This is a genomic window from Synechococcus sp. H55.9 (assembly GCF_047462355.1).
Classification (GTDB): domain Bacteria; phylum Cyanobacteriota; class Cyanobacteriia; order Thermostichales; family Thermostichaceae; genus Thermostichus.
Map to the genome: position 1 here is coordinate 3,044 of NZ_JANSJB010000074.1, position 10,447 is coordinate 13,490.

The 10,447-nt window shown below is 59.7% G+C and carries 11 protein-coding genes; 6 read left to right on the forward strand and 5 right to left on the reverse strand.

Features of this window, described 5'->3' with window-relative positions:
• Window positions 1-388: 388 nt before the first annotated feature.
• Window positions 389-715, reverse strand: coding sequence for a YbjQ family protein (locus NW857_RS09805; RefSeq protein ID WP_414368823.1), 327 nt, complete (start codon window positions 713-715; stop codon window positions 389-391).
• 187 nt (window positions 716-902) lie between these two features.
• On the opposite strand from NW857_RS09805, the gene rbsK reads away from it, so the two are divergent.
• Together rbsK and NW857_RS09815 are read left to right on the forward strand one after the other, a co-directional pair.
• Window positions 903-1,820 carry a ribokinase gene (rbsK, locus tag NW857_RS09810; protein ID WP_414336016.1) on the forward strand — a complete coding sequence of 306 codons (918 nt, stop codon included), beginning with the start codon at window positions 903-905 and terminating at the stop codon, window positions 1,818-1,820.
• Between the two features lie 133 nt (window positions 1,821-1,953).
• Window positions 1,954-2,697, forward strand: a complete 744-nt coding sequence (locus NW857_RS09815; RefSeq protein ID WP_414336014.1) for a response regulator — start codon at window positions 1,954-1,956, stop codon at window positions 2,695-2,697.
• On the opposite strand, the gene NW857_RS09820 is transcribed toward NW857_RS09815, so the two are convergent.
• The 3 genes from NW857_RS09820 to NW857_RS09830 form a co-directional block, all read right to left on the reverse strand.
• Window positions 2,694-3,224 (reverse strand): hypothetical protein, encoded by a 531-nt coding sequence (locus NW857_RS09820; protein ID WP_414336012.1) that lies wholly within the window; start codon window positions 3,222-3,224, stop codon window positions 2,694-2,696. The genes NW857_RS09815 and NW857_RS09820 overlap by 4 nt on opposite strands.
• A 174-nt stretch (window positions 3,225-3,398) precedes the next feature.
• Window positions 3,399-4,352: a 16S rRNA (cytosine(1402)-N(4))-methyltransferase RsmH gene (gene rsmH, locus NW857_RS09825; RefSeq protein WP_414336010.1), complete on the reverse strand. Its 954-nt coding sequence runs from the start codon at window positions 4,350-4,352 to the stop codon at window positions 3,399-3,401.
• A gap of 513 nt (window positions 4,353-4,865) precedes the next feature.
• Entirely contained in the window at window positions 4,866-5,438 is a 573-nt protein-coding gene (locus NW857_RS09830) for a pseudouridine synthase (protein ID WP_414335608.1), read from the reverse strand.
• Between the two features lie 126 nt (window positions 5,439-5,564).
• Here NW857_RS09830 and NW857_RS09835 point away from each other — a divergent pair, with 126 nt between their 5' ends.
• The 4 genes from NW857_RS09835 to NW857_RS09850 all read left to right on the forward strand — a co-directional run bounded on the left by NW857_RS09835 (window position 5,565) and on the right by NW857_RS09850 (window position 9,523).
• Window positions 5,565-5,894 carry a hypothetical protein gene (locus NW857_RS09835; protein ID WP_414335607.1) on the forward strand — a complete coding sequence of 110 codons (330 nt, stop codon included), beginning with the start codon at window positions 5,565-5,567 and terminating at the stop codon, window positions 5,892-5,894.
• A gap of 69 nt (window positions 5,895-5,963) precedes the next feature.
• Window positions 5,964-6,827: a carboxylating nicotinate-nucleotide diphosphorylase gene (nadC, locus tag NW857_RS09840; RefSeq protein ID WP_414368824.1), complete on the forward strand. Its 864-nt coding sequence runs from the start codon at window positions 5,964-5,966 to the stop codon at window positions 6,825-6,827.
• Between the two features lie 198 nt (window positions 6,828-7,025).
• Window positions 7,026-7,982, forward strand: a complete 957-nt coding sequence (gene nadA / locus NW857_RS09845) for a quinolinate synthase NadA (RefSeq protein ID WP_414335604.1) — start codon at window positions 7,026-7,028, stop codon at window positions 7,980-7,982.
• 2 nt (window positions 7,983-7,984) lie between these two features.
• Window positions 7,985-9,523, forward strand: a complete 1,539-nt coding sequence (locus NW857_RS09850; RefSeq protein ID WP_414368826.1) for an L-aspartate oxidase — start codon at window positions 7,985-7,987, stop codon at window positions 9,521-9,523.
• Between the two features lie 204 nt (window positions 9,524-9,727).
• Here the strand turns inward: NW857_RS09850 and NW857_RS09855 are convergent, their stop codons facing one another.
• Entirely contained in the window at window positions 9,728-10,381 is a 654-nt protein-coding gene (locus tag NW857_RS09855) for a Rho termination factor (protein WP_414337275.1), read from the reverse strand.
• Window positions 10,382-10,447 lie beyond the last annotated feature (66 nt).

A 10,447-nucleotide genomic window follows, 5' to 3' on the forward strand; every position in this document is an offset into this window, starting at 1 on the left:
CTGAGGACACCCTTCTATTGAAGCGACAGGAAACTCTCATCAGAGCTGCATTGCCGGCCACACCTACAAACAAAACGTTTCTCTAAGTCGTTATTGCTACACAACGCTCTAACTCCCCTCTCCCTGAGGGAGAGGGGTCGGGGGTGAGGGTCATCCCTGAGGGAGAGGGGCTGGGGGTGAGGGCAACATCGCTATTGGGTAACTGACCTTGTGCTAAATGGACTACAAATTGATCCCTCACCCTGCCCTCTCCCAGAGGGAGAGGGTTCTGAGTCTTCTCCCCCTCGCCCCTTGGGAGAGGGGCTGGGGGTGAGGGTCATCCCTCAGAGAGAGGGGCTGGTGGCAAAGTGTCTTAAATCTTATTTGAAACGACCATACCCCCAGAACTTCAGCGGAGCTTAATGGCAGTGCCGGTGGCGGTGATGAGCAGCAGCACGCCGGTTTGATCGATGTTGATGGTGTCGGTGTTGATGGCGATGCCGATGACGCCATCTGCCCCCAGGCGTTTGGCTCGCCGCTCCAGCTCTTCTATGGCTTCTTTTTGGCCTTGCTCGAAGACGCGCTCGTAGGCTCCCGTGCGCCCGCCAATAATATCGCGGATGCCGGCAAAGAAATCTCGCAAGGCATTGCTGCCGTAGACCACCTCGGCGGTGACGATGCCCAGGTAGCGCTCGATCTCCACACCTTGCAGCACATCTGTGGTTGTCAGCAACATCAGCCTGCCCCCTTGGTCAACGCCTACCAGGATAGTCGGGATCGTCAACCTTCAGATCCCTCCCGATGGCCTTTGCCACGTGGTGGGGTATTGTTAACGGGATCCCCGGCCAAACCGGCGGCTGATACAATAGCTGCCCAAGAGTCAAAGACTTCTGCTTTGCCGACAGGATTCTCCCCCAAACCCGATGGCAGGCCCAATCCGAGTGGTGGGTAGTTTGAACATGGATTTGGTGGTGCAGGTGCCCCGCCATCCCGGCCCTGGCGAAACGGTGCTGGGATCCGACTACGCCACCTACCCTGGCGGCAAGGGGGCCAATCAGGCGGTGGCAGCGGCACGAGCAGGAGCCCAAGTGGAGATGTGGGGGGCGGTGGGATCGGATGGGTTTGGCCGCCTGCTGAGAGAGAACCTGGAGCAAAACGGCGTCGATACCCGTCACCTGAGGCAGTTGGAAGGGCCCAGCGGCGTGGCTCTCATCACCGTGGATGCAAGCGGGCAAAACCGGATCGTGGTCAGCCCTGGCGCCAATGGTCGCTATTTGCCAGCGCATTTGCCTCCCTTTACCCCGGTGGCTCTGCTTCTGCTGCAACTGGAAATTCCTCTGCCCACCGTGCAGGCTGCAGCAGAACAAGCCTTTGCCCAGGGGATCCCCATTTTGCTCAATCCTGCGCCCATCGCACCCTTGCCGGGATCCCTGTTGCGCCAGGTTCGCTACCTGGTGCTCAACGAAATCGAAGCCGCCGACCTTGCCCAGTCTCCTGTGGAAACGCCGGAACAAGCTCAAAAGGTGGCTCAAGAATTGCAGAAGCAGGGGATCCCAACCGTCATCCTCACCTTGGGAGGGGCAGGGTTCGTTTGGGCCGATGGGGAAGAAAGGGGCCATTGGCCGGCCCATCCCGTAGAGGTGGTGGATACCACTGCTGCCGGAGATGGTTTTTGTGGGGCGTTGGCCGCTTGTCTGGCTGCCGGGGGATCCCTGAGGGAAGCCTTGCGCTTTGCCAATGCCGCCGCTGCTTTGGCCGTAACCCGCGCGGGAGCCCAACCCAGCTTGCCCCGGCGCCCTGAAATCGAGGCGTTTTTGGCCTCTGCCCCAGAAACAGCCTAGACCAGCGCTAGCACCCGACCACAGCCGGTAACAGGATCCCTTGGGTACTGCTCAAGAGAACCTTGTCTTCCCGCGTAGGTGTGGGTTAGGAGATGAACAGACAGAAAACATCCGGTAGCTCTGACAAAGACCTGTGAGTACCCTCCTTGCTGAAGATGACGTTCTTTACCGTCAGCATGTACACAGCCTACTGACGCAACATTTGCCTGAATTTGGCCCGGTGTACACAGCCTCGAACGGCAGAGAGGCGCTGGATCTCTACCGTCAGCACCACCCCAGCTTTGTGTTGATGGATATTCGCATGCCCGAGATGACCGGGATCGAGGTGGCCCGCCAGGTGTGGTCAGAGTGCCCCAGCACACGCATCATTTTTTGGTCGCATTTTGCCGATGAAGTCTATGTGCGGGAGCTGCACAAGATTGTGCCCCCGCAAACCGTCTATGGTTACCTTTTGAAAAATTGCACCGATGAAAAATTGGTCAGCGCCATCCAAGCGGTGGTGCAGGACGAGCAATGCGTGATCGATCGGGAAGTGCGCGGGGTCGATTCCCGTTCACAAAACAAAATTACGGGTCTCAGCGATGCGGAGTATGAGGTGTTGGTGGACATTGCCCTCGGCCTCACCGACCAGGCCATTGCCGCACGGCGCTTTTTGTCCCGCCGAGGGGTCACCAACCGCCTGCGCAACCTCTACGACAAGTTAGAAGTGAGCAACGACCAAATCGAGAGCGACGAGTGGGGAACCACCTTCAGCCTGCGGGCCCGCGCCATCCGCCTTGCTTTTAAACGGGGGTTGATCAACGCCCAACTGCTGGATGAGGAGGAAGTGCATTTGGATCACTGGCTCAGCCGCTATCGATTGGATCCGTTGGACTAGTACCCAACCGGATAAAAGGGCGGGGCTTTTTCGGTCGGGCTAGCGGCGCGGAGCGCGGCCTGGTGGCCTGGATGGGGTTCAACTGGGCCAGGGGAGGCGAAAGGCACCTCGATCATCCGCTCCGGCACCAGCGGCACCATGTCGGAGCGGTCGGCAACTTCCCGCAGAGCATTGGCGATGGATTCTTGAGCCAGCAGAAACTGCCGTTCGTTGCGCTGCATCTGCTGCCACACCTGGTAACGCTGGCTCCATTGGCTTTGGGTATGCACAGTCCAACTGTAGAGGCCCAGCACCGCCAACCCCGAGACAATGGCCATGCCTGTGGAGATCTGTTGCCACCTGACCAGATGTTTTTTCCAGACGGGATCCCGACTGTGGGGATGAGCCGATTTTAAGGGCTGGGGGCGACTGACTTTGCTGGCGTGGGCAACCGTCCTTGGGTGGCGGCGGGCAGGCAAGGTCGCGGTTTTGCTCTGCAGTGGAAAAGGGCGGCGGCCACGGCCTGTGTTCAAAGGCTGGCTGATCATAGAGTTCAAACCTCACACACACCAAGTGCCAACGTCACAACGCTAGCAATGGGTCGCTGCCGTTCGCGCCAGCGGGACGGAGTCCTTTTCCGACCCACTCTATCCGATCTGCAGCAGCTTTCCACGATGAGACGCAGGGTGCTAAATCAAACCTCCAGGCGAGGTGGAGGGCAATCACGGCGCCGCTCGGCGGGCAGCCACTCGCAGTTTGGCAGAACGGGCACGCGGATTGCGTTGCTGTTCCAGCTCGGAAGGGCACACGGGTTTGGGAGTGAGCACCTGCCAGCGGGGATCTGTGCGAAAGGCCCATTTCACCAGGCGATCTTCCAGGCTGTGGAAGCTGATCACGGCCAACCTGCCGCCGGGTTTTAACCAAGTGGGAGCCTGAGCCAGCAAGGTTTCCAAAGCCTCGAGTTCTCGGTTTACGGCAATGCGCAACGCCTGAAAGATCCGGGTGGCCGGGTGGATACGGCCTCGCCGCGCTGCCGGGGGTACCGCCTGGCAAACCACCTGGGCCAGTTGGGTGGTGGTGAAAAGGGGGCGCGACTGTTCGATGCGGTGGGCGATGCGGCGGGCAAATCGCTCTTCGCCATAGCGGGTGAAAATGTCGATCAAGTCTTCCACCGGGCGATGATTGACCCAATCGGCAGCGGTTTCCAGATCAGCACCGGGATCCATGCGCATATCCAGCGGCCCCTCCCGGCGAAAGCTAAATCCTCGCTCAGGAGAGTCCAGTTGTGGCGAACTCACCCCCAGGTCGGCCACGATGCCATCGAAGGGGATCCCCTGCCCTTGCTCATCCCGAAAGCCGTGCTGCTGCAGATCGAAATCGGCAAAGTTGAGGTGCCAGAGTCGGAGGCAACTGTCGGGGATCCCTGCTGCGGCCAAACGCGCCTGGGCCGCCCGCAGAGCTGCCGGATCCCGATCCAGCCCCACCACTCGCTCTGCTCCTCTTTGTAGCAGCACCAAGCTGTGTCCACCCCCTCCCACCGTCACGTCCAAAAAGGTGCCGCCCTGCCGTTCGCGGGACGAACTCCTTGGTTGCAGATAGGCCACCACCTCTTCAGTCAGAACGGACTCATGGTGGTAGAGAGGGATCTCCCCAAGCAGAGTTTTCGGCAAGTCCATAAGCGCAGCAGAGGGGTGGCTTCGATGCTAGCCGGGTCTTTTCCCCAGCCAAATGGATCCGTCTGTTCAGTAGGTCGGCTGAGTTTCGCCTCTATTGGTTTGTAGAGTAGAGACTGTGCTTTTATCAAGCTTTCATGATCTCAAATTATAGTCATTTCAAATAGCAACGAAACGTTTCTCTACATTGCTACGCGCCGCTCTAACTCCCCTCTCCCAGAGGGAGAGGGGCCGGGGGTGAGGGCAACATCGCTATTGGGTAACTGACCTTGTGCTAAATGGACTACAAATTGATCCCTCGTTGATCCCTCACCCTGCCCTCTCCCAGAGGGAGAGGGTTCTGAGTCTTCTCCCCCTCGCCCCTTGGGAGAGAGGGCCGGGAGAGGAGTTGGATTGGCGGCGAAGTGTCTTAATCCGGTTGGAAATGACCATACATCCAAAACCAAGAAAAGCCTGGAGTTTTAGACCCAACTTTTTGATAAAGACAACTTGATAAAAACAACAACTGCTTGGTGATTAGAAACAGTATTGCTGTAACTGAGCCAGTTCTGCCTCGCTGAGATCCTGCCACTGGCCGGGAGCAAGCCCCGTCAGAGAGAGCGGCCCCAGTCCAACGCGAACCAGCCGCAAAGTTGGGATCCCAACAGCGGCAGTCATGCGGCGCACCTGTCGATTGCGACCCTCCCGCAGCGTCAGTTCCAGCCAGGTGGTGGGGATGGAGCGGCGAAAGCGAATGGGGGGATCCCGTGGCGGCAGGTTGGGTTCCTCGGCCAAGACTTTAACCTGGGCCGGGCGCGTTTTTCGCCCTTGGATGATCAGCCCCTGTTGCAACTGTTGTAGGGCCTGGGGGGTGGGGATCCCTTCCACCTGAACCCAGTAGGTGCGCTCGTGGCCGAACTTGGGATCGATCAAGCGGGCATTGAGGATGCCATCATCGGTCAGCAGGAGCAGCCCTTCGCTGTCGCGATCCAATCGACCCACCGGATAGACCCTGGGCACCGGGATAAAAGACTTGAGCGTAGGCCGCCCCTCTTGGTCGGTAAATTGGGTGAGCACACCGTAGGGCTTGTAGAACTTGAGATAACGCATGAGGCACACAACTCATGAATTCCATCTTTCCGGATCTTTCAGCTAGGCAGAGCAGCTTCAACGGTAAGATCGAGCCTTAAGGAGCAATGTTCCTCCACCGGCAGCAGCGTTTGACGGAGCTCACCCATGACCATAGACAACAATTTACTTTGGGTTTTAGTCGGAACGGCGGGGCTCTCTCTCCTCAGTCTGGTGTACGTGCTGGTGGACGAGGGCAACAAACGCCGGCGCTACGAACAGCAAAAAGAAAAAGAAGCTGCCCAGCCACCTGCGGTTGCTCCCGAAGAAGAAGCCGCGATCCCGACTGCGCCCTCCCCTTCTGCCCCAGAGCCTGTTGCCGCCCAGCTTCCTCTTAAGGAGCAAGAAACCGCTCCCAGCCTTGAGGACTCTGCCCTCGCCCAAGAGCCGGATACGGCGCCCAGCCCGGCAGAGGAAACGCCGCAAAACACCCCCTAGGGCAAAAGTTGTATCAGATCCTGGCAAAGCCGTCTCATACAACCAGCTCTACCCCCACCAGCTAAAACAATGGACAAAGTTGACTTGCCTGAGGAGATCCTTCGCGCTTGGCTGCGGGAAGATCTGGGTCACGGCGATCTCACCACAGAGCTGACCCTGCCCCCAGGACTGAAGGGCGAGGCGGTGATTTTGGCCAAGGAGCCGGGGATCCTGGCGGGCCTGGAGATTGCCCAAAAAGTCTTCCGGCTGGCAGATCCCCAGGTAGAGTTCACCCCTTGGGTGGAAGAGGGGGCCGCAGTAGCTGCTGGCCAAGAGGTAGCTCATCTCAAGGGATCCCTGCGGGGGATTCTGGCGGGGGAGAGGCTGGCGCTCAACCTTCTCCAAAGGCTGTCCGGCATTGCCACGCTCACCCGCTCCTATGTAGAAGCTCTCCGAGGAACCTCAACCCAGCTTCTGGACACCCGTAAGACCACCCCTGGCCTACGCGCCCTGGAGAAGTATGCAGTACGAGTAGGGGGCGGCAAAAACCACCGCTTTGGCCTCTTCGACGGCATCTTGATCAAAGAGAACCACATCATTGCTACGCAACTCTGTTGCGACCGCGGCGCGGGGGGGGTTTTGACAGCCGTCAAGCGGGCCAAGGAAGGCGCTCCCCACCACCTCAAGGTGGAGGTCGAGGTGCGGGATCTCCAAGAACTGGAAGAGGCGTTGGCGGCAGGCGCCGATCTCATCCTCCTGGATAACTTCACCCTGGAAGCAACTCGGGCCGCCGTCCAACGGGTGGGCGGCAAGGTTCCTCTGGAGGCCAGCGGCAACATGAACCTGGAACGGGCCCGGCAAGTTGCCGAGGCAGGCGTGAACTACGTCAGCGTCGGGGCGCTCACCCACTCCGCCAAGGCCTTGGATCTCTCTTTGCTGGTGGTGCCGCCCTGAGACACGCTCTCGCGGGGCACTGCTTTTGATGCTAGCTTGAGAAGACAACCTGGGCTCGGCTCCGTCCCGCTGTTACGAAAGGCTTCTCTTGCCGGCTCAGATGCTTCTCCAAAGCGGAGTTGACCACCTGCGGGAGCTATGCTCTGCCCAAAAAGTGCTCCGCTCCAGCTCACAGAGGAACAAAACCGTTAGGAAGTAATGGAAGGAGAAACCCTGTTGCGAGGCAACGCTGCTGCGACCGTCCGGGAAATTGCTCAGCTCAAACAGGAGAGACAGGCGGTTATTCTTGCTCATTCCTATCAGCTCCCCGAAGTGCAGGAGGTGGCGGACTTTGTGGGAGACTCCTTGGGACTGGCTCGCGAGGCGCAGAAGACCAACGCCCAGGTCATCGTCTTTGCCGGCGTCCACTTTATGGCTGAGACGGCGGCCATCCTCAACCCGGAAAAAACGGTGCTGCTGCCGGATCTGGAGGCGGGCTGCTCCTTGGCCGATAGCATCTGCCCCGAAGATGTGCTGCGCTGGAAAGAGGCCAACCCAGAAGGCCTGGTGGTTGCTTATGTCAACACTGCCGCCGCGATCAAGGCCCTGGCCGATGTCTGCGTAACCAGCGCCAACGCGGTTCAAGTGGTGGCCAGCCTGCCCCCGGATCGCCCCATCTTTTTTGTGCCAGATATGTTCCTGGGGGCCCACGTGGCGCAGGTGACAGGCAGGGAGTTGGATTTGTTTCCCGGCGAGTGCCACGTGCATGTCGGCATTCGGGAAGAGCACCTCAAGGCGATGGTGGAAGAGCATCCTGGGGCAGAGTTCCTCATTCACCCCGAATGCAGTTGTGGCTCCAGTTGTCTGTTTCTCAAACCCGATGCCAAGCTCCTTTCCACCGAGGGCATGGTGCGCCATGCCAAGAGTTCGCCCTGCCGGGAGTTCGTGGTCGCCACCGAGGTGGGCATTCTCCACCGCCTGAAGAAGGAAGCCCCCGACAAGACGTTCATCCCTGTGAAGGCGGATGCCGTCTGCGAGTACATGAAGAAGATCACCCTGGAGAAGATCCGCCGCTCCCTGCTGGAGATGCGCCCCGTGATCCGGGTGCCGGAGGCGGTGGCTGCGAAGGCCCGCCAGTCCATCCTGGCCATGCTGGCGATCCCTGCCGGGGCCTAGAGGTGAGGCGCAAGGACTACGTGCCGCCCTTGCAAGAGGGTCTGTCGGGAACTGCAGCGCTATCGCGATGGGAAACGGATCTGCTGATCCTGGGAGCCGGGGTGGCGGGAGTGTACGCAGCCCTGTGGGCGGAAGCTGAGGGAGCAAGAACCCTGGTGGTGAGCAAGGATCCCTTGCCCTCTGGCTCTACGCCTTGGGCGCAGGGGGGGGTGGCTTTTCCTCTGGACGCGACGGATGTGGCGGCCCATCTCCAGGACACCCTGCAGGCAGGCCGCGGCCTGGTGGAAGCAAAGGTGGCCCGCTCCATCTTGCAGGAAGCGCCCTTTCACCTGGAGAAACTTTTGTCTTGGGGACTGCCTTTCCATCCCGAGCCGGTGCGAGAAGGAGGCCACTCGCGGGCACGGGTGCGTCACCTGGGGGGGGATCGCAGCGGGCTGTGGCTGCTCAGAGGCCTGTTGGGCCGTCTCAGCAGGCCGCCTTTGCAGGGCTACACGGCTCTCAGCCTTTTGCTGGCGGGAGACAGAGTGGCGGGAGCCCTGCTTCTCGGCCCTGAAGGGCCGGTACAGGTGAAGGCCGGGGCGGTTCTCCTGGCTACGGGAGGATTTGGCAGCCTCTTTCCCATCTCCACGGCTCCACCGGGGGCCAGCGGCGATGGAATGGTGCTGGCCTGGCGCGCCGGAGCCATCTTGAGGGATCTGGAGTTTGTGCAATTTCACCCTACGGCCTTGCCCAATGGGGCACTGGTGAGCGAGGCCGCCAGAGGGGTAGGAGCGGTTCTGCTCAACGCCTGGGGGGAGCGCTTTATGCCTCGCTATGCGGAGCTGGGCGAGCTGGCGCCGCGGGATGTGGTGGCCCAGGCTGTTTTCTGGGAGCGGCAGCGGACGGGGGCGGTCTACCTCGACCTGCGCAGCATTGAGCATTTGGGGGAACGCTTTCCCAGCATCGTCGCCTCTGCCCGCGCCTTGGGGCTGGATCCCACAACAGATCTTCTCCCAGTCGCTCCTGCGGCTCACTACGTGATGGGTGGGGTACGCACCGACGCTGGCGGCTTCACCAGCTTGCCGGGCCTCTATGCAGCGGGGGAGGTGGCTTCCACGGGCTTGCATGGGGCCAATCGCCTAGCTTCCAACAGCCTTTTGGAAGGGCTGGTCATGGGCAAGCGGGCCGCTCTGGCCGCCTTGCAAGATTTACACGGCCCCCCTCGGCAGCCCCAGGCACTACCTGTGCTCACTGCGCCACCCTCTCTTCTCCCCAAGCTCAAGCCGCAAGTGGGAGAAGCCCTGGGCGTGGTGCGGGAGGGCGAGCGGCTGCGAGCTTTTCTGGCTTTTGCAGAAGCCCTGCCCCTAGAGGAGAAGCCCTGGGCCAGCCGGGAAGAGGCGGAGGCCGGCAGTCTACTTTTGCTCGCTCGCCTGGTGGCACAGGGGGCGCTGCTGCGAGAGGAAAGCCGAGGGGCCCATTTTCGGGAAGATTTTCCCCAGGAAGGGGAACCTTTCCACACGGAAGTGAGTGGCTCAACCCTTTGTCGAGTACCTGCAGGTTGAGTGGTTTGTCTTTGCCAGGAGCGAGCTATCCGCATCCTAGCCGCAGAATTGAACCCTTTGCTGAATGAAGGCTGAATGAAGATGAAATGGGTTTGAGAGTTATAGTTATTTAATTCAATTCAAATAGCAATGAAAGGTTTTTTGTCGCGCCGTTGTTGCTACGCAACGCTGCCGCGAACGCGCCGGCGACGCGGAGCGCTATCCCTAGCCCCTCTCTCCCTCTGTCTTTTTCCGCGAGCGAGTTGAGCTTGTTTTCTTGGCACTGGCAGATGCTGTGGATTTTTTGGACGATTTCTGCTTACTGGGAGGCGGCGCTGTAGGAGTTAGAAAAAAAACTTCTTTTAGGGCATCTAATTTTTTGCCTCGCGTAATTCTGCATCCTAGCTTGGTTATGGGAGTTAAGTTCTGCCACCAGCTCCTATCTGCCTCTGCAATTCGCGCGGCTGCAATGGTTAGATCAACTCCCTTGAGGGGGGTGCCGGGCTGCTCAGCCAGGTATCTCAGCGCAGCCAAGATAGTTTCCCTAGAAGCCTCCGTCAGATTGACCTTCGGAACCCTTTCTCTGGCGAGAACTTGGGCCTGCTCCACCTGCTCCGGAGCTGGGTCAACAATAATACACCAGAGCCTCTCCAGCCCTGCTTCTTGAGCAACTGCATAGACAAAATGGTTGCCAATGGCCTTGTACTGGTAGTCGCCAGCCTCAACCACTAGCAGCGGCACCCAGTTGCGCCCTCCTGTTGCCCTTAACCGAGCGGCTGCTGCAGTAACCAGGAAAGAGGGAGCAGAAAACCCCTCGGCAGGCATGATGCTCTCAAGGGGTAAGTTAACCAGCTTGCCGAGATCGGAGAACTCACTCATCGATAAAGTACTCGCCGGCGAGACTTTGGTAGTATTCTAAAACTTTCTTGTACTTAAAGACAGCAG

What these genes read in the sequence shown, in the direction of transcription:
- NW857_RS09805 (WP_414368823.1), bottom strand. Translation starts at nt 715, where the DNA reads ATGTTGCTGACAACCACAGATGTGCTGCAAGGTGTGGAGATCGAGCGC.
- rbsK (WP_414336016.1), top strand. Translation starts at nt 903, where the DNA reads ATGGCAGGCCCAATCCGAGTGGTGGGTAGTTTGAACATGGATTTGGTG.
- NW857_RS09820 (WP_414336012.1), bottom strand. Translation starts at nt 3,224, where the DNA reads ATGATCAGCCAGCCTTTGAACACAGGCCGTGGCCGCCGCCCTTTTCCA.
- rsmH (WP_414336010.1), bottom strand. Translation starts at nt 4,352, where the DNA reads ATGGACTTGCCGAAAACTCTGCTTGGGGAGATCCCTCTCTACCACCAT.
- NW857_RS09830 (WP_414335608.1), bottom strand. Translation starts at nt 5,438, where the DNA reads ATGCGTTATCTCAAGTTCTACAAGCCCTACGGTGTGCTCACCCAATTT.
- NW857_RS09835 (WP_414335607.1), top strand. Translation starts at nt 5,565, where the DNA reads ATGACCATAGACAACAATTTACTTTGGGTTTTAGTCGGAACGGCGGGG.
- nadC (WP_414368824.1), top strand. Translation starts at nt 5,964, where the DNA reads ATGGACAAAGTTGACTTGCCTGAGGAGATCCTTCGCGCTTGGCTGCGG.
- nadA (WP_414335604.1), top strand. Translation starts at nt 7,026, where the DNA reads ATGGAAGGAGAAACCCTGTTGCGAGGCAACGCTGCTGCGACCGTCCGG.
- NW857_RS09855 (WP_414337275.1), bottom strand. Translation starts at nt 10,381, where the DNA reads ATGAGTGAGTTCTCCGATCTCGGCAAGCTGGTTAACTTACCCCTTGAG.